Origin of the sequence: Mesorhizobium sp. WSM4976, assembly GCF_029625685.1 — a bacterium.
In the GTDB taxonomy this organism is placed as follows: domain Bacteria; phylum Pseudomonadota; class Alphaproteobacteria; order Rhizobiales; family Rhizobiaceae; genus Mesorhizobium.
The window spans coordinates 117883-134490 of sequence record NZ_JARTVT010000020.1 but is presented as its reverse complement, the minus strand read 5'-3'; the positions used below and the strand labels follow the sequence as shown (position 1 = coordinate 134490).

Sequence of the window (16608 nt, the reverse complement as noted above, 5' to 3'; positions counted from 1 at the left end):
TCCAGAGATTCTGCCTTAAAGGAGCGGCGCATGGTCAAAAGAATGAGCATGTCTACTTTGTGAGGTTGACCTTTTCTGGTGGCATTTTCCCACAGAGTGAAGTTTTTTACTTTTAAAGCCCATAATCCGCCGTAAGAATCGTGAGGTAGCAAACGATTCTGGAGGCTGGGGGCAGCTTTCTTCCGATGTTGACGAGGCCGGCAACGCACAACCAGATGGCCGAAAGAGTCCGACGGCTCTTCGGCGTCGCGCCCTGCCGCCTGCAGGTTGCCGCTCTGCCCTGGCGTGAAGGCGAAGACGGCATCGAGATCATGCTGATCACCAGCCGCGACACCGGGCGCTGGGTTCTGCCGAAGGGCTGGCCGGAGGCCAGGGAACCGCTTTGCAAGGCGGCCGCCCGTGAAGCAGGCGAGGAAGCCGGCTTGCGCGGAACCATCTCGCATCTTGAAGCCGGCCGTTATTTCTATGCCAAGGTCCTCGCCTCGGGCGAGGAAGTGCCCTGCGAAGTCCTCGTCTTTCCACTGCGTGTCGACCGCATCGCGGACAGCTGGAAAGAGAAGCGCTCACGGACCCGCAAATGGGTTGGCGCCATCGAAGCAGTCCAAATGGTCAATGAACCGGACCTTTGCCAGATCATTGCCGGGTTTTGCGCCGCGCCGCACACTTTCGTCTGAGCGTCAGAGGCGACCGAAATCATCGGAACTCAGCCGGGTCCAGCGATCGCCCATCAATCCGCCGATAAAGATGTCGCCGGCGCGGACCGCTTCCGCGACCTCGGCGATGCGTGAGCGCACCATCGTGCCGCCGGCATAGCGGAAGAAGAGACGGTTGTAGCCGAAGAGGTGCGGCAGGAACCTGCTTTGTGTCTGCCCGGTTATGCCCACGCAGCCCATGTCCCGCGCAGCCGCGATAAGTCCGTCCAGCGTCGCGCCCCAGTAGGGTCCGGACGCCTGGATCTGCAACAGGTTCGCGATGCCGCCAGCCTGCCCGTAGAAGGCATGACAACCGACCATTTTGCCGGCTTCGTCGTAAGTCCCGCCGAAATGAAGTGGCCCGTCGGCCCGCTTTTCGGCCGCCAGCGCGAGCAGCCGCGGCAGTTCGCCATCCTTCCAGTTCGGTCGAAGAGCATAATCGGACATCAGTGCCGGCAGCCGCTCCGCAAATTGCGCGGCATCGATCCGCTCATGGTGGATCCGTCGCGACGATGAAGGCTGGACCGGCGGCTCGAGCCGTCGTCCTGCGAGAGCATCGAACGCCCGCCCGCAGGGGCCGATCGCCAGCCGAGCCAGCCCGGGCCATTTACGCTGCAGCAAGGCGGCGCCCATGGCGCCCGGGCGAAAGACACAGGTCCATTCCAGACAGTGCACCGGCAAGAGCTGATACTTCATCGGACGCGCGAAGGCCAACGATGTCCGGTTGGCCGAATCGGTCATATACAGATCGAACTCGCCCTGATGCAGGGCACGCAGCAATTGCGGCCCGGCCCAACCGTGATCGGTGCTGGAATCGGTCATGAAGGGACCGATGATGGCGGCGTTCAATGCTCTTCCGTTGAGCTCATAGCGGCCTTTCAGAACGCCCATGAACCCGCCCAGGCCGCCCTGCGGGTTTATCTGGACAAGGGCCTTGTTCTCACCGCCGTCAAGATAAAGCTTTCTCATATAGTCCGCCGTCTGCGCGACGGCGTGATCGCGAAGGCGGCGACGGCGGAACTTCGTCAGGAAGAGTGTCGCGACGCGCTCGATATCTTCGGCGGCAAGCGGCCGTACCGAGCCATGGCCCGGCACCGACGGCGCCGGCATCTTTCCCGAACCCGCATTTGCAGAGACCAAATCCATCGTGAATGCCTATGCTAGGTCCTCTGTCGGTGGTGAAATCCTACAATATCCAAGAAATCTCCCGCCGACCGGCATGACTGGAGAAATCTCCAGGAGACCTGCGCATGCCGCATTCGATTTGTCTTTGTGAAGGTATACGCCGACAACTGTTTAAAACAATGTATCTCCTGCGCCGTTGCTGATGAAATGGCTAAAAATTTAAATATATCGAAACAAATCCAAACACCGCATTCCGTCGCTCAAGCCGCATGACGAGAGTGCGGTTGCAGACCTTGGATTGATTTGCACTGCCGAAGCGGAGCCGGACAATCGACGGCCCGGCCGGAGCCGGGCCGCCCTTTCCTCAGGCGACGAGGCCTTTGGTCAATTCAAGCGCCTGCCGCTCGAACAGCCGCCGGTAGATGCCGCCATCGAGGCGGATCAGGTCGTCATGCGAACCCTCTTCGGCGATACGGCCGCGATCGAAGACCAGCAGGCGGTCGAGCGCCCGCACCGTCGAGAGGCGATGCGCGATGACAAGGGTCGTACGCCCCACCATCAGCCGCTCCATCGCCCCCTGGATCAGCACTTCCGATTCCGAATCCAAGCTCGATGTCGCCTCATCCAGGATCAGGATGCGCGCATCCGCCAGGAAGGCTCGCGCGATAGCCACGCGCTGCCGCTCACCGCCGGAAAGCTTCACGCCGCGCTCGCCGACCAGGGTTCCGTAGCCCTTGGGCAGGTTGGTGATGAAATCATGCGCGCTGGCGAGCTTGGCCGCATGCTCGATCTCGGCCTGGCTGGCGCCGGGCCTGGCATAGGCGATGTTCTCGGCAAGCGAGCGGTGGAACAGGATCGGCTCCTGCTGGACGATGGCGATCTGGCTGCGCAGCGACGCCTGCTCGACCTTCGAGATCTCCTGCCCATCGATCAGGATCCGCCCGGCGTTCACGTCATAGAGCCGCTGGATCAGCTTGACGAAGGTCGTCTTGCCCGAGCCGGAATGCCCAACCAGTCCGATGCGCTCGCCAGCCACGATGTCGACCGAGAAATCGCGGTAGAGCGGCAGACGATGATTGCCGTAGTGGAACGTCACCTTGTCGAAGGCAATGTGCCCATGGGCGATCCGGATCGGCCGAGCGCCGGCCCGGTCCTCGATGCCGAGCGGTTCGGACTGGAAGTCGACCAGTTCCTCCATGTCGTTGACCGAGCGCTGCAGGTTGCGGATATGCGTGCCGATGTCGCGCAGATAGCCCTGCAGCACGAAGAACGAGGTGAGCACGAAGGCGACGTCGCCGGCGCGCGCCTGGCCCCAGGCCCACAACATGAGGGCAAGGCCGATCACCGCCGCCCGCATCAGGAGCAGCAGTGTCCCTTGCGTCGAGCCGTTAGCGGTACCGCGCATCCAGGTGCGGCCGGTGCGCAGGCGCCATTTGGCGACCACGCGCGCCAGCCGCGCTTCCTCGCGGGTTTCCGCGCCGAAGCCCTTGACGACGGCGTTGCAGCTCACCGCGTCAGCCAACGCACCGCCCAGCCGCGTGTCCCAGCTGTTGGCGAGCCGCGCGGCGGGCGCGACATAGCCGAGCGAGAGCATTGCCGTCACCGTGATGAACAACACCGAGCCGACGGCCACGACAGCCCCCATCAGCGGCCAGAACCAGCCGAGCAGCAGCGTCGAACCGACGAGCATAACCGTCGACGGCAGCAGCGCGATGAGGATAGTGTCGTTGAGCAGGTCCAGCGCCCACATGCCGCGCGTTATCTTGCGCACCGTCGATCCGGCAAAGCTGTTGGCGTGCCAGTCCGTCGAGAAGCGCTGCACCCGATGGAAGGCGTCGGCGGCAATGTCCGACATCATCTTCAGCGTCAGCTCGACGATCCACAGGAAGGCGGCATTGCGCAGCACGACACCTGCCAGTGCCAACGCCATCAGGATCGAGAACGCCGTCAACGCCGCGTTCCACGCAAGCGCGTCGGTTCCGTCGCCGCTGGCGACCGCATCGACCAGCCGGCCGGAATAAAAGGGTGTCAGCACGTCGGCCAGCGTCGAGAGCAGGAACGCGCCCATGATGAGCGAAAGCCGCCACGGCTGCCGCCGCCAGTGACTGAAGGTAAAACCAAGCACGCTGCGAAAGGCGCCGGCGCGCAGGTCGATCTTGAAACGAGCCATGATGTCATCCCGGGCGCAAGCGAGCCCGGTCCCGATAAAATCAAATTGGAAAACCCGCATCCGCGCCCTGCGGCGCCCCAAAAGAGCGGGAGGTTCAGTATGGTAGGCCGCCTGCCCGAAGGCGGCGCCCGGTAGCGGCAAATGCCTGTTCTGCGCCCGGCTCTCCGAAAAATCTTCGGACAGCCCGACCAGACCTAGGCTTCGCGGCCTCGCATAACGATGTCAAATCCTGCCATACGGTCCTCCCGGAAGGGAATCGCGGAGACGTTCTTATAGGAAGACGCCAGCCGATCGCCAAGGCGGCCTGTCGCCAAAACGACATCTGGCCCAAGCACTGAGACGAATTTGCAACAACGGCCGGTTGTAGTCGAGCCTCAGCCAGTGGGTGAGCGGTCAAGTCGCATGTAGCGGCCCTCCGCCCCGAATCCGAACTTCTGATAGAGGCTGTGAGCGTCGTTGGTCGTGAGGCTCCAATGAGAAACGGTCTTCATACCGGGGTGATCGAGGAGCGCCTGCACAAGCCGTTTGCCGATCCCATGCCCGCGACGGTCCGGCCAGACGATGACGTCGAGAAGATAGGCAAAGACGGCATAATCGGTGATCACGCGGGCAAAGCCGACCTGCTCGCCATCGAGATAGGCGCCGACGCAAAGCGAGTTGTCGAAGGCGCGGCGGTTGGCCTCGTCGGTCCGCGACGCGCCCCAATAGCTTTGCATCAGCTGATCGGACGTTGCCCTGAAATCGATCCGCGACAGGTCGAAACTGACTTCAATGTCTTGCATGCGCCGCGCTACCGCGTCTCGTCTAGGATCAAGCGCGATCCCGAAACCGGTTGGTGATCGGATAGCGACGGTCGCGACCGAAATTCTTCCGCGTGATCTTCACGCCGGGCGCCGCCTGCCGCCGCTTGTATTCGGCGATATAGAGCAGGTGCTCGACGCGGGTCACCGTCGCCCGGTCATGGCCGCGCGCGACAATGTCGTCGACGCTCATCTCGTTCTCGACAAGGCATTCGAGAATGTCGTCCAGCACCGGATAGGGCGGCAGCGAATCCTGGTCGGTCTGGTTCTCGCGCAGCTCCGCCGACGGCGCCTTGTCGATGATGTTCGTCGGAATGACCTCGCCGGAAGGACCGAGCCCGCCCGGCGGCACATGGGAATTGCGCCAGCGCGACAGCGCGTAGACCTGCATCTTGTAGAGATCCTTGATCGGATTGAAGCCGCCATTCATGTCGCCGTAAAGCGTGGCGTAGCCGACCGACATCTCGCTCTTGTTGCCGGTGGTGACCACCATCGAGCCGAACTTGTTGGAGATCGCCATCAGGATCGTGCCACGCGCGCGGCTCTGCAAGTTCTCCTCGGTAATGCCCTCCTGGGTGCCCTCGAAGAGCTGGGTCAGCGCATGCTTGAACCCTTCGACCGGTTCGGAGATCGGCACGATGTCATAACGACAACCGAGCGCGCGCGCGCAGTCCTCGGCGTCCTTCAGCGAATCCTTCGACGTATAGCGATAGGGCATCATCACGGTGCGCAGCCGCTCTTCGCCCAGCGCATCGACGGCCAAAGCCGCGCAGATCGCCGAGTCGATGCCGCCGGAGAGGCCTAGCACGACATTTTTGAAGCCGTTCTTGTTGACGTAGTCGCGCAGGCCGAGCATGCAGGCGCGATAGTCCGCCTCTTCCCGCTCGGGGATCTTCGACATCGGGCCTTCCGAACAGACCCAGGTATCTCCCTGTCTTTTCCAGGTGGTGACGTCGAGCGCGTCCTCGAACTGGCTCATCTGGAAGGCAAGCGACTTGTCGGAGCCTATGGCAAAAGACGCCCCGTCGAAGATCAGCTCATCCTGACCGCCGAGCTGGTTTGCGTAGATGATCGGCAGGCCGGTTTCGATGACTTGGCGGATCACGATCTGGTGGCGCACGTCGATCTTGGCGCGGTAATAGGGCGAGCCGTTCGGCACCAGCAGGATCTCGGCGCCGCTCTCGGCCAGCGTCTCGCAGACGGCGATGTCGCCCCAGATGTCCTCGCAGATCGGTACCCCGATCCGCACGCCGCGGAAATTGACCGGACCCTGCAGTTCCGGCCCGGGCTGAAAGACGCGCTTCTCGTCGAACTCGCCGTAGTTGGGCAGATCGAGCTTGTAGCGTTCGGCGATTATCTTGCCGCCATCGGCAAAGACGATGGAATTATGCGTGCCGCTTTTGCGCTTCAGCGGCGTGCCGATGATGACGCCGGGTCCGCCATCGGCGGTCTCCTTCGCGAAATCCTCGGCCGCCTTCTCGCAGGCCTTGAGGAAGGAAGGCTTCAACACCAGGTCTTCCGGCGGATAACCGGCGAGGAAGAGCTCGGTATAGAGCACCAGATCGGCACCTTGTCGCGCCGCGTCCGCCCTCGCCTCGCGCGCTTTTGCCAGGTTGCCAGCGACGTCGCCGACAGTCGGGTTGAGCTGAGCGACGGCGATGCGCAGGATATCGGGTGCGGTCTTGGTCATGGAACGGATGTAGCGTGGCTGAAATGCCTGGGCAATGGCGATCGCTTGTGCCAAATAGGATCGATCGACGGATGTCGATCGTATCCCGACCGCTTAATCGCCCATGTATTCGCGCAGCGCTTCCGCCGAGCGGTTCTCTCCGATCGACATGGCCAGGATGCGCGAAATGTGGCGTCGTGGCAGGCCGGTCTCGGCCGACCATCGGTTGATCTGCGCCTGGATTTTTTCGAGGTCCCGCTTCGAGGTTGGAGTCTCGGCTATGTCGAGACCGGCATCGCGCAAGGCCGCTGCCATGTCGGCGGAAACGACAAACGTGTCCCATTCCAGCCAGCGCAGGAAATACTGGCCGGTGTTGCCGCCGAGCCGGCTGCCATGCTTGGCCAAATAGGCGGTCAGACCGATCTGATCGTCGGCCGGCCAGGAGGCAATGAATTTGCCGAAGCTGCCATGCTCCTTCGACACGCGATCGACGAAAGCCGCATTGTCGCGCACTGATCTGATCTTCTGCGGGTTGCGCACGATGCGGCTGTCGGATGCCAGTTCGTGCCAGAAGTCGTCCGGCTGGAACAAAAGCCGTTTGGGCTCGAAACCGAGGAATGCTTCCTCGAAACCGGGCCATTTCTGCTCGATAACGCGCCACACGAAGCCGGCGGCGAAAATGCGCTCGGCCATGGTGGAGAGAATGCGGTCGTCAGGGATTTTAGCCACCGCCCCATTGTCAGGCAAAGGGCCGAGCAGCGGCGCCAGCACCGACTCCCCGCCCTTGCGCTTTGCCGCCCGCGCATGGATTTTCCGGAAATCGAGCATCTTTGTCCTCGCCTGTTCGCCGCAATCTAGCACTTCACGTCCGGCCCGGCAGCCTCTACGTCTATCGATGCCGGGCGAAGGAGAGGACCAATGAACAAGATCGTCGAAGACATGGCGAACCGCCTGCTCAAGCGCAAGCCGGACGGTTTCGGTCCGCTCGAGAGCCGCGTGCTCCAGTCGACGCTCGAGCGCACCACCATCACGCGCGATACCAACAAGGCCGTCGCCTTCCACGAGACCTATGGCGACAAGGTCGCCGACACCATCGCCAGGATCGGCGGCTCATGGTCCTTCATCCTCGGCTTCCTGGCTTTTCTCGCTCTCTGGACTGCCGCCAATGCCTGGCTGCTGACCCGCGACGCCTTCGACCCATACCCCTTCATCTTTCTCAACCTGGTGCTGTCGATGCTGGCGGCGATCCAGGCGCCCGTGATCATGATGTCACAGAATCGCCAGACCGAGCGCGACCGCATCGACGCCGCCCATGACTACGAGGTCAATCTGAAGGCTGAGATCGAGATCATGGCCCTGCATGAAAAGCTCGACGAACTGCGCCACAGCGAGATCATCGGCATGCGGGACGAGATCCTGCGCATGGCCGAACAGATCAGGCGCATCGATGAAAAACTGTCCGCGCGGCCTGTCATAGAATGAACGGGACCATCCACCACCTCATCGAGCAATACGGGCTGATCGCGGTCTTCCTGGGCTGCGTGGCCGAAGGCGAAAGCGCCGCGATCCTGGGCGGCTTCTTCGCCCATCAACATATTTTCGTGCTGTGGCAAACCGTGCTTGCCGCCTTCCTCGGCGCATTCGCCGGCGACACCTTCTTTTTTACGCTCGGCCGCAGCTTCGCCGACCATCGCTATGTGAGACGGCTGCGCAGGCGCCCGGGTTTCAGCCGCGCCTACCGCCTGCTCAATACCCATCCCAACATATTCGTGCTGACCAACCGCTACATCTATGGCATGCGGCTGGTCGGCGGTATCGCCGCCGGTCTGTCGACGGTGCCTGTGCCTCGCTTTGTCATCCTGAATGCCATCTCTTCCGCCGTCTGGGCGGCCATGTTCAGCGCTATCGGCTATGTATTCGGTCTCGGCGCTGAACAAATGCTGGGCCAGGCGTTCGAGCGGCATGAGCGCCTGCTCATTGCCCTTGGCGTCGGAGTCGGCGTCGCAATCATTGCCTGGCTGGTCGGCCATCACTTTGCCGGACGCGAACGTGCGAAGGAAGATCAGGCAGGGTCCTGATCCGCAGGATCAGATCGGCGCGCCGGTGAGGCGCTCGATCAAGGCAATGCCCCAGACACCGCCGGCGATGACGATCGAAATCAACACCGCCAGCGAGCCGCAATCCTTGGCGAGTTGAATTTCGATGTCGAATTCGCGCGAGATCGCGTCGCAGGCCGCCTCGATGCCGGTGTTGAGCACTTCGACCATGATCAAGAGCAGCACAGCGCCGATCAGCAGGGCGTAGCCGCGCCAGGAGACCGAGATGAACCAGCCGGCCGGCAAGGCAAGCGCGAGCAACAGCAGCTCCTGCTGAAATGCCTTTTCGTGTGCGGCGAGCTTGCGGAAGGCCCGCACCGAATTGATGAAAGCGTCGATCAGCCGCTGCATGCCCAGCCTCGTTTCGAATCACCGTCAGGGGGATATCGCAACGGCCGGATCAAGGGAATAAGGCAGCCGCTGCAAAATTCATCCGTCCGCGACCTTTATCGACGGCGTCGATTTTTCGAACTGCGGCAGCCCGTCCTCGATCGAATAATAGTCGCCCTTGTCGCCCACGAAAATGTGGCTTTCCGCCGTGAGGCCACTCGGCCTCTCGAAGGATCCGGCCATGATGGAAATCGTATCCAGTTCATTGTGCTTCCAGAAGAGCAGCGAGCCGCAAGTCCGGCAGAAACCGCGTTTCGCCACGTCGGAAGCACCATACCAGTTGAGCGCGTCGGCCCCTTCTATGACGATATCGGCATCCCTGGAGGCAGTTGCCGCCACGAAATGGCCGGTCTGCCGGCGACATTGCGAGCAATGGCAGTAGACGACGCCGCGCAACGGGCCACTTGTCCTGAAACGCACCGCCCCGCACAGGCACGCTCCGCTGTGGTTGTCGTCCATTCGGGCCTCCTACGATCTTTCCGGATAGAATCTCAGTTTTGCGGCGGCCGGGCACAGGCAAATGCGACACCGAAGCGACGCGTTTCAAAAGCTGCGGCTGCGTGGTATTACACCCAAGGGTAGCAGAGGCATTGAGGAAATGCAGGCTATTAAGGAAACTTTAGCGGGATCGCATTTATGCTTCCACAAGCAATGGTCGTGATAGGGGACGGGCCATCGCGACGCAATTCTGATTCAAATCCCCGCGCTAGCGACTCCCGGCGATGGCAGGTGTCCGGTCGCACTGAAGGGGCAGTGAACTGAACATGCAGCCGGCAGCCGTTCCGACCGACAGGAATACCGACATCGCCAGCACCGTCGTGGCGACGATGCGGCAGCTCGGCGTGCTTGGACTGCCCCGCAACTATGAAATCTTCTACGAGGCGCTCAGCGGCAGCAATCACGAACTCAGCCTTGCCGTCGTCTCATTGAGCAACCGACCGACCCAGGAGGACCTCGACGGCATCGGGCGCAACTTCTTCCCCCAGCATCACGGTCCGGCCATCGTCGAGCATGCTCGTGAGATGGTCGCCAAGGAGCTCGAGGACATCGCCGCGCTGTTGCGCAGCGAGCGCTCGCATATCGAGAAATACGGCCGTATCCTCGACGAGACCTCACGCGGCCTGAGCAATCGCAGCCTGCTTTCGCAGGAACTCCTGCAGAAGATCGCCGGCGCAATGTCGGCCGCCACCAGCTCGACCATCGACCATGGTCGCCAGATCGCCAGCACGCTCAGCGAAAAGACGGCCGAGCTTGAAAGCGTCAAGTCGAAGCTCGAGGAATACAAGCGGCTTGCCGACACCGACCCGCTCACGCAGCTGTGGAACCGACGCGCCTTCGACAAGGAGATCACCCGGATCTACAACAGCAATCGCGGCATCCTGTTCAACGCCTTGATTCTTGCCGATATCGATCATTTCAAGGACATAAACGATCGTTACGGCCATCCGGTTGGCGACAGGATCCTGCAGATCATCGCCGATATCTTCCAGTCGAGCGTGCGTTCCGACATGTTCGTCGCGCGCACCGGAGGCGAGGAGTTTGCGCTGATCGTCGAGGGAGCCAGCGAGGACGCCACATACGAGATCGCCGAGCGCATCCGCGTCCTGATCGAGCGGACGCCGTTCACCAGCAGCCAGACCGGCATGAACTACGGCACCGTCACCATATCGCTGGGCATCTGCATGGCCTCGGAGGCGGAAAACCCCGAAGACCTCTACACCAAGGCGGACCGCGCGCTTTATCGCTCCAAGGTCGGCGGCCGCAACCGCGTGACAAGGCACTCGGCCATGGCCGGCCGCGCCGGCAAAGGCTGGCTGCTTTACAAGAAAGACTGACATCGCCCTTTCCAAAAGAATTTTTGTGGACTATATTTTCCACAGAAACGAAGGGTGCGCTTGATGCAACGTTCAGTCGCGGCCGCGACGGCGGCCGAAAACGCCGTCATCACGAAGGCCACGCTGCGCGCGGCAGACCTGCTCGACATCACCGCCAGGACGCTCGCTTTGGTTATCGGCGTGTCGGAGGCAACGGTCTCGCGCATGCGCAAGCAGGAATTCCTGCTCGAACGCGGCACCAAGCCCTTCGAGCTCGCGGTGCTGTTCGTCCGCCTGTTCCGCTCGCTCGACGCCATCGTCGGCGGCGATGAGACAGTTGCGCGGGCATGGCTGAGGAATCCCAACATCGCGCTCGACGGCGCGCCGCTCGAGAAAATCCTGACCATTGCCGGACTTGTCGATGTCATTGCCTACCTGGACTCCCGGCGCGCTCTCGTCTGAGGCCGTCAGGCTCGAAGGCAAATACTGGCGCATGGTGGAGGCGCAGCATCGCGTTTCAACGCTCAAGCTCGTCGACACGCTCGACGAGCAGGCGTTGCTCGAGGACCTCATCGAGGGCACCAAGCCGCATATCCCGCTGGAATGCCGCCACCTCCATTATCTGCTGGCGACGCCTTTTCGCTACGGCTCCGTCTATCCATACGGCTCGCGCTTCCGCCGCGCCGGCAAGACCAAAGGTGTCTACTACGCGGCCGAGACGGTGCTGACGGCGGTCGCGGAAATGGCCTTCTACCGCTTGCTGTTCTTTGCAGAGTCACCTGCAACGCCATGGCCGAACGACGCCGCGGAATACACCGCCTTCGCCGCCGCGATAAAATGCGACCGCGCGATCGACTTGACACGGCCGCCGCTCAATCGCGAAGAGAAGGCCTGGATCCAGCCCACCGATTACACCGCCTGCCAGGCGATCGCCGATGTCGCGCGCGAAGCCGAACTGCAGGCGATCCGCTATCGCTCGGTGCGTGATGCCAAGGGAACCAACATAGCTCTGTTGACCTGCAAGGGCTTTGCGAAGGCGAGGCCGTTGGAGCCGCAGACCTGGCGCATCCGCATCGGTTCATTCGGTATCCAGGCGATCTGCGAATTTCCGGAAAAACGGCTCGAATTCTCACGCATAACCTTTGCCGACCCACGACTGGCCGGCATGCGCTGGGAGCGCGGGCATTGAACTCGCAAAACTCTGTCGACGCTCAGGACGGGCCGGCAGATAGCTATGCCAGTATGTTCACCGCCCGCGCCGCCACCAGCGCAATTGTCAGCAGCGAGATCATCGCTTCGGCCATCATCAGAAGCTTAGCGCGCTGCGTGAGTGGCAAGGTGTCGGTCGGCGAGAACGCCGTGGCATTGGTGAAGGCCAGGAAGACGTAGTCGACGAAGCCGGGCAGCCAGCCTTGTATCTCGCGATCGGGCAGCGTCATTTGCGGGAACAGGAAGTCGGCATGGGCTCGCTTGACCAGGCCGCAGGTCGGCGGGCCGCCGCGGTCGGTGCTCCAAAACCACAGCGCGAAGACAATCACATTGGTGACCCAGATATTGAGGGCGTCGACGAGCAGGGTCGTGCCGGCACCGGCATGCCCCTCGAGCAGCGCCCGCACCAGGAACACCAGCGATCCGCAATTCATGACGCTGATGATGCCGGTCATCACCAATGCCGCGCGGCGAATGTAGAGGCGCAACTGGCCGATCGTATACCAATGCTCGTGGTCGACTGCCTTCTGCGTCTGCATCTGCGTCCAAGCCGTTGCTATCGACAGGGGCACAAGGAGTGCGGTCTCGATTGCGGGCGCCAGCCAGCGCGGGCCAAACGACAGATCGTTGATGACCAGAAGCTGCAGGCAGATGATGACGAGAACCGCTGCACGCGCCGACCAGAAATCGAGCCCGCGGTGATGGATGATGGCATGTTCGTGGCGCATGGCGGACCCTGTATTGGGAATGGCAGCGGACGAGTGTGATCCTGGTCTGTCAGGCATAGGCGAAACCTGCCGCGATAATGCCGAGCGCCCCCAAGCCCAAGGACGTCAACCAAGGCCAGCGTTTGCCACGGGTGACGATCGACAGTGTCGCGACGGCGATGGAGATGTGGAGCAGCGTGACGCCGAATGTCAGCACGTGATGCCGATGCTCGCGAATTTCGCTGTCGCGCAGCTTTTCGTCCACCTGCTTTTCGAACTCGGTCGCCTTGGCTTGTATCTCTGCCTCATCGGCCTCGTTGCGCTTCGCGCTGGACTGGAACTGGGCAGCAGCGGGCCCGCCCATTGCAGCCGCGATTTGATAGCTGTTCTTCTTTATGCTTTTGGCCTGGAAGAACCCCCACTGATCGCTCGCCTTGTTTTGCAGATAGGCTGCCTCGCTTTTGTCGTTGATCGCCTCGGCGGTCTCGAGCGACTCGAAGCTGCCCACTGTCGCCGCCAGGACGGCAAGTACAGCTATCGTCACCGACACGGTCGTCAGAAAGGGATTGCCTTCATGGGCGGCATGTTCGGCATGCTCTGCGTGTTCCAGATGTTCCTGCGTTTCGTCTTCCATTGAAGTCCCGCCGGATCCTGCCGGTATATTTGGTTTCAGCAGCGACAACTCCTTCGCAATCTTGGTTTTGCAATGGTGGTGAAAGCATACATTTTCGTAAGGTTTGCGGTGGGGACTATTGGAAAATCCACCCGATGTGATTTAAGCGCACGCAATTCAGCCGATACACAAATTCAGGAACGAATGTCGGGAACCAGGGAATCCACGAATGTTTGGCCGGCGGGCGAGCTGACATCAAGCGCGCTCCCACGCCAAGCGCCACGGTGGGACGACCTGCTGCGCAGGCCCTCACACTTCCTTGCGCTTTTGTGCGTTGCTCAGCTTCTGTGCTGGACCATCATGCCGGCGCTCGTCAACGTCGGGCCACCAACCGACGTCGTCGAAGGGTTCATGTGGGGTCGGGAATGGGTGTTGTTAACCTATAAGCACCCACAACTCCCCTGCTGGCTGCTCGAGATCAGCCACCTCCTGACCGGTTCGTTCCGTTGGCCGCAATATATGCTGTCGCAACTGATGATCACGACGACCTTCGTCCTGGTCTATCTTCTGGCGCGCGACATCATGGGTTCGACCCGCGCTCTTGCCGCAGTGCTGCTGATGCCCTCGATATACTTCTTCGGCTGGCCGACCCCGCAATTCAACCACGACTATGCGCAGATGCCTTTCTGGGCCGGCATCTCATGGCTATTGTGGCGCGCGGCGCGCGACGGACGGCCCGGCTGGTGGCTCGCCCTCGGCCTCGTCTCGGGCCTCGGACTCTATGCCAAGTTCTCGACGGCTTTGTTGCTGGCTTTCGGCGGCATCTGGCTCTTATTCGATACCCGTGCCCGGAGCCGGCTCGCCACCCCATGGCCGTGGCTTGGCCTTGCGGTTTTCCTTGGCATCGCGGCGCCGCTGGTGGTCGAGCTTTTCCGACTCGATTTCCTGCCGCTGACCTACGCCGCGCACCGCAACGAGTGGGTCCTCGCCCACCGGGCGCGGCTTTATTATATTGGGGTTCAACTTGCTGGACTGTGCGGGTTTGTCGTCGTTCTCGGTCTTGCCGGCCTGCTGCAGCGGCAGCCCAGGCCCTCGGAAGAACCGTTGCCGGCCTCCGTCGCTCCCGAGCCGCGCGCGATCATCTACCTGGCATGGATGGGTCTGGGGCCGGCGCTCCTGGTCATGATCGCCTCGCTGTTTACAGGCACTGGCGAGTCCTGGGGCGCGACGATGTACAACCTCGTGGGCGCTCTTGCCATTGCGCTCTTGGGCCATCGCCTGGGGCCGAAGGAATTGCGTCGGCTAAGCCTGCTGGCGCTGCTCTGCGTGGTCGGCGTATCGGGCGCCTATGCGGCGACCCGCTGGACCAGTTGCAACGTCCTCGGTCACACCCAGCCCGTTTGCTGGCCGGCGCGATCGATTTCGCAGGCCGCCGATGCGATCTGGCATGAGACGGTAAATGCACCGCTCCGCATCGTCGGTGGCGACGACGGCGTCGCAAGGCTTGCCGGGCTCGAAGCTCCGGACCAGCCGTCGATCTTCACGACGCTCGACAGACGTCTCGCTCCTTGGATCACGGACCAGCGCCTTCAAGATGAAGGCATGCTGCTAGTGTGGTCGAAAGGCTGGGAACTCACTCCGCGACAGCTGGCCTGGATGGACGGCCTGCCGGTCAAGACGGTGTCGTTCGACTGGTCGCTCAAGGCGCCGCCCCTGGAGATCAACTTTGCCGTCATTCCTCCCGGCAGGACCAGTTTCCCGGGAGATCCGGCCGGTCCACCCGACCCGGAATGACCGACCGCGCAAGCTGATTCCGACCACCTTGATTGACAAGGCGCCGACCTCGTAGGCGGCTCAATCGCCTGCGCACTGATTAGCCGTTGGCAACCTGCTTGTGCTGGATCGGATGGCTCTTCTTGAGCAGGTCAGAGACCAGGAAGGCGAGCTCAATCGCCTGATCCGCGTTTAGGCGCGGATCGCAATGTGTGTGATAGCGGTCCTGCAGGTCTTCCGCCGTGATGGCGCGGGCGCCGCCCGTGCATTCGGTCACGTTCTTGCCAGTCATTTCGACATGAATGCCGCCTGGATGCGTGCCTTCGGCGCGATGCACCTCGAAGAAGGTCTGCACTTCCTTGAGGATACGGTCGAAGGGCCGCGTTTTGTAGCCAGCCGCCTCGATGGTGTTGCCATGCATCGGATCGGACGACCACACGACGCTGCGGCCTTCCTTCTTCACCGCCCGCACCAGCTTCGGCAGGTGCTCGGCCACCTTGTCGGAGCCGAAGCGCGCAATCAGCGTCAGCCGTCCAGGCTCATTCTCGGGATTGAGCAGATCGATCAGTTCCAGCAAACCATCCGGCGTAAGCGAAGGTCCGCACTTCAGGCCAAGCGGATTCTTGATGCCGCGGCAATATTCGACATGTGCATGGTCGGGCTGGCGGGTGCGGTCCCCGATCCAGATCATGTGGCCCGACGTGGCGTACCAGTCGCCGGAGGTGGAATCGACCCGAGTCAGCGCCTCCTCGTAACCGAGAAGCAATGCCTCGTGGCTGGTGTAGAAATCGGTCTCGCGCAGCGCGAAATTGGTTTCCGATGTGATGCCCACCGCGCGCATGAATTCCATCGTCTCGGTGATGCGGTTCGCAAGCGACTCGTACTTCTCGCCTTGCGGACTGTCAGCGACGAAGCCCAGCATCCAGCGATGCACGTTCTCGAGGCTGGCATACCCGCCTTGGGCGAAGGCGCGCAGAAGGTTGAGCGTCGCGGCCGACTGGCGGTAGGCCATCTCCTGCCGGGCAGGATCCGGGATGCGCGACTTGGCGTCGAACTCGATGCCGTTGATGATGTCGCCGCGGTAGCTCGGCAATGTCACCCCGCCCTTGGTCTCGTTGTCGGAGGAGCGCGGCTTGGCGAACTGGCCGGCGACGCGGCCGACCTTCACCACCGGCTGCGCGCCGGCGAAGGTGAGCACCACCGACATCTGCAGGAAGACCCGGAAGAAGTCGCGGATGTTGTCGGCCCCATGCTCGGCAAAGCTCTCGGCGCAGTCGCCACCCTGGAGCAGGAAGGCTTCGCCGGCCGCGACCGCCGCCAGTTGCTTCTTCAGCTTGCGCGCCTCACCGGCAAAAACCAGCGGCGGGAAAGTGGCGAGCTGGGCTTCCGTCGCCTTCAGCGCGGCAAGGTCCGGATAGGCCGGAACCTGCTTGATCGGCTTTTCTCTCCACGAATTCGGCGACCATTTCGTCATCGCTGCACCCAATACTCTTATCAGCGAGCACCCTCGCCCGCTATTTTCGCCCCAACAAGACGTCGCGGCTCCTTAC

Annotated in this window: 17 protein-coding genes; 7 read left to right on the top strand and 10 right to left on the bottom strand. The window is 62.1% G+C overall.

The window, feature by feature from the left end:
- Window positions 1-185: 185 nt before the first annotated feature.
- A complete protein-coding gene (locus tag P9272_RS23850) occupies window positions 186-674 on the top strand; it encodes an NUDIX hydrolase (RefSeq protein WP_128257323.1) in 489 nt (162 codons plus the stop codon).
- A 3-nt stretch (window positions 675-677) separates the two neighbouring features.
- On the opposite strand, the gene P9272_RS23845 is transcribed toward P9272_RS23850, so the two are convergent.
- The 5 genes from P9272_RS23845 to P9272_RS23825 form a co-directional block, all read right to left on the bottom strand.
- Window positions 678-1541 (bottom strand): hypothetical protein, encoded by an 864-nt coding sequence (locus P9272_RS23845; RefSeq protein WP_278162428.1) that lies wholly within the window; start codon window positions 1539-1541, stop codon window positions 678-680.
- Window positions 1542-2181: 640 nt separating this feature from the next.
- Entirely contained in the window at window positions 2182-3987 is a 1806-nt protein-coding gene (locus P9272_RS23840) for an ABC transporter ATP-binding protein (protein WP_278162427.1), read from the bottom strand.
- A gap of 374 nt (window positions 3988-4361) precedes the next feature.
- Window positions 4362-4769, bottom strand: a complete 408-nt coding sequence (locus P9272_RS23835; RefSeq protein WP_278162426.1) for a GNAT family N-acetyltransferase — start codon at window positions 4767-4769, stop codon at window positions 4362-4364.
- Between the two features lie 28 nt (window positions 4770-4797).
- On the bottom strand, window positions 4798-6477 hold the full coding sequence (locus P9272_RS23830) for an NAD+ synthase (protein ID WP_278162425.1): 1680 nt from the start codon (window positions 6475-6477) through the stop codon (window positions 4798-4800).
- A gap of 93 nt (window positions 6478-6570) precedes the next feature.
- Window positions 6571-7284: a DNA-3-methyladenine glycosylase I gene (locus P9272_RS23825; RefSeq protein WP_128257328.1), complete on the bottom strand. Its 714-nt coding sequence runs from the start codon at window positions 7282-7284 to the stop codon at window positions 6571-6573.
- Window positions 7285-7374: 90 nt separating this feature from the next.
- On the opposite strand from P9272_RS23825, the gene P9272_RS23820 reads away from it, so the two are divergent.
- The gene (locus P9272_RS23820) at window positions 7375-7938 is read left to right on the top strand and encodes a DUF1003 domain-containing protein (RefSeq protein ID WP_278162424.1); all 564 of its coding nucleotides are present in this window, start codon (window positions 7375-7377) and stop codon (window positions 7936-7938) included.
- Window positions 7935-8534 carry a DedA family protein gene (locus P9272_RS23815; RefSeq protein WP_278162423.1) on the top strand — a complete coding sequence of 200 codons (600 nt, stop codon included), beginning with the start codon at window positions 7935-7937 and terminating at the stop codon, window positions 8532-8534. Before P9272_RS23820 ends, P9272_RS23815 begins: the two co-directional genes overlap by 4 nt.
- A 9-nt stretch (window positions 8535-8543) precedes the next feature.
- Here the strand turns inward: P9272_RS23815 and P9272_RS23810 are convergent, their stop codons facing one another.
- Both P9272_RS23810 and P9272_RS23805 read right to left on the bottom strand, forming a co-directional pair.
- Window positions 8544-8903: a diacylglycerol kinase gene (locus tag P9272_RS23810; protein ID WP_278162422.1), complete on the bottom strand. Its 360-nt coding sequence runs from the start codon at window positions 8901-8903 to the stop codon at window positions 8544-8546.
- 78 nt (window positions 8904-8981) lie between these two features.
- On the bottom strand, window positions 8982-9401 hold the full coding sequence (locus P9272_RS23805) for a GFA family protein (protein WP_128257331.1): 420 nt from the start codon (window positions 9399-9401) through the stop codon (window positions 8982-8984).
- Between the two features lie 305 nt (window positions 9402-9706).
- Between P9272_RS23805 and P9272_RS23800 the strand changes: the two genes are divergently transcribed.
- From P9272_RS23800 to P9272_RS23790, 3 genes are all read left to right on the top strand, one after another.
- A complete protein-coding gene (locus P9272_RS23800; RefSeq protein WP_278162421.1) occupies window positions 9707-10777 on the top strand; it encodes a diguanylate cyclase in 1071 nt (356 codons plus the stop codon).
- A 63-nt stretch (window positions 10778-10840) separates the two neighbouring features.
- Window positions 10841-11218, top strand: a complete 378-nt coding sequence (locus tag P9272_RS23795; protein WP_278162420.1) for an antitoxin Xre/MbcA/ParS toxin-binding domain-containing protein — start codon at window positions 10841-10843, stop codon at window positions 11216-11218.
- Window positions 11178-11945: an RES family NAD+ phosphorylase gene (locus tag P9272_RS23790; RefSeq protein WP_278162418.1), complete on the top strand. Its 768-nt coding sequence runs from the start codon at window positions 11178-11180 to the stop codon at window positions 11943-11945. The genes P9272_RS23795 and P9272_RS23790 overlap by 41 nt, the downstream gene beginning before the upstream one ends.
- 43 nt (window positions 11946-11988) lie before the next feature.
- On the opposite strand, the gene P9272_RS23785 is transcribed toward P9272_RS23790, so the two are convergent.
- Together P9272_RS23785 and P9272_RS23780 are read right to left on the bottom strand one after the other, a co-directional pair.
- Window positions 11989-12693, bottom strand: coding sequence for a hypothetical protein (locus P9272_RS23785; protein WP_128257335.1), 705 nt, complete (start codon window positions 12691-12693; stop codon window positions 11989-11991).
- A gap of 49 nt (window positions 12694-12742) precedes the next feature.
- Window positions 12743-13306, bottom strand: coding sequence for a DUF4337 domain-containing protein (locus P9272_RS23780; RefSeq protein WP_278162416.1), 564 nt, complete (start codon window positions 13304-13306; stop codon window positions 12743-12745).
- Window positions 13307-13645: 339 nt separating this feature from the next.
- On the opposite strand from P9272_RS23780, the gene P9272_RS23775 reads away from it, so the two are divergent.
- Complete coding sequence (locus tag P9272_RS23775; RefSeq protein WP_278162415.1) at window positions 13646-15079, top strand: glycosyltransferase family 39 protein; 1434 nt, start codon at window positions 13646-13648, stop codon at window positions 15077-15079.
- 79 nt (window positions 15080-15158) lie between these two features.
- On the opposite strand, the gene P9272_RS23770 is transcribed toward P9272_RS23775, so the two are convergent.
- Window positions 15159-16532 (bottom strand): 3-deoxy-7-phosphoheptulonate synthase class II, encoded by a 1374-nt coding sequence (locus P9272_RS23770; protein ID WP_128257337.1) that lies wholly within the window; start codon window positions 16530-16532, stop codon window positions 15159-15161.
- Between the last annotated feature and the right edge of the window lie 76 nt (window positions 16533-16608).

Excerpts from the sequence above, each read along its gene's own strand:
- P9272_RS23850 (WP_128257323.1), top strand. The coding sequence starts at position 186 with ATGTTGACGAGGCCGGCAACGCACAACCAGATGGCCGAAAGAGTCCGA.
- P9272_RS23840 (WP_278162427.1), bottom strand. The coding sequence starts at position 3,987 with ATGGCTCGTTTCAAGATCGACCTGCGCGCCGGCGCCTTTCGCAGCGTG.
- P9272_RS23835 (WP_278162426.1), bottom strand. The coding sequence starts at position 4,769 with ATGCAAGACATTGAAGTCAGTTTCGACCTGTCGCGGATCGATTTCAGG.
- P9272_RS23830 (WP_278162425.1), bottom strand. The coding sequence starts at position 6,477 with ATGACCAAGACCGCACCCGATATCCTGCGCATCGCCGTCGCTCAGCTC.
- P9272_RS23825 (WP_128257328.1), bottom strand. The coding sequence starts at position 7,284 with ATGCTCGATTTCCGGAAAATCCATGCGCGGGCGGCAAAGCGCAAGGGC.
- P9272_RS23820 (WP_278162424.1), top strand. The coding sequence starts at position 7,375 with ATGAACAAGATCGTCGAAGACATGGCGAACCGCCTGCTCAAGCGCAAG.
- P9272_RS23815 (WP_278162423.1), top strand. The coding sequence starts at position 7,935 with ATGAACGGGACCATCCACCACCTCATCGAGCAATACGGGCTGATCGCG.
- P9272_RS23810 (WP_278162422.1), bottom strand. The coding sequence starts at position 8,903 with ATGCAGCGGCTGATCGACGCTTTCATCAATTCGGTGCGGGCCTTCCGC.
- P9272_RS23805 (WP_128257331.1), bottom strand. The coding sequence starts at position 9,401 with ATGGACGACAACCACAGCGGAGCGTGCCTGTGCGGGGCGGTGCGTTTC.
- P9272_RS23800 (WP_278162421.1), top strand. The coding sequence starts at position 9,707 with ATGCAGCCGGCAGCCGTTCCGACCGACAGGAATACCGACATCGCCAGC.
- P9272_RS23795 (WP_278162420.1), top strand. The coding sequence starts at position 10,841 with ATGCAACGTTCAGTCGCGGCCGCGACGGCGGCCGAAAACGCCGTCATC.
- P9272_RS23790 (WP_278162418.1), top strand. The coding sequence starts at position 11,178 with ATGTCATTGCCTACCTGGACTCCCGGCGCGCTCTCGTCTGAGGCCGTC.
- P9272_RS23785 (WP_128257335.1), bottom strand. The coding sequence starts at position 12,693 with ATGCGCCACGAACATGCCATCATCCATCACCGCGGGCTCGATTTCTGG.
- P9272_RS23780 (WP_278162416.1), bottom strand. The coding sequence starts at position 13,306 with ATGGAAGACGAAACGCAGGAACATCTGGAACACGCAGAGCATGCCGAA.
- P9272_RS23775 (WP_278162415.1), top strand. The coding sequence starts at position 13,646 with ATGCCGGCGCTCGTCAACGTCGGGCCACCAACCGACGTCGTCGAAGGG.
- P9272_RS23770 (WP_128257337.1), bottom strand. The coding sequence starts at position 16,532 with ATGACGAAATGGTCGCCGAATTCGTGGAGAGAAAAGCCGATCAAGCAG.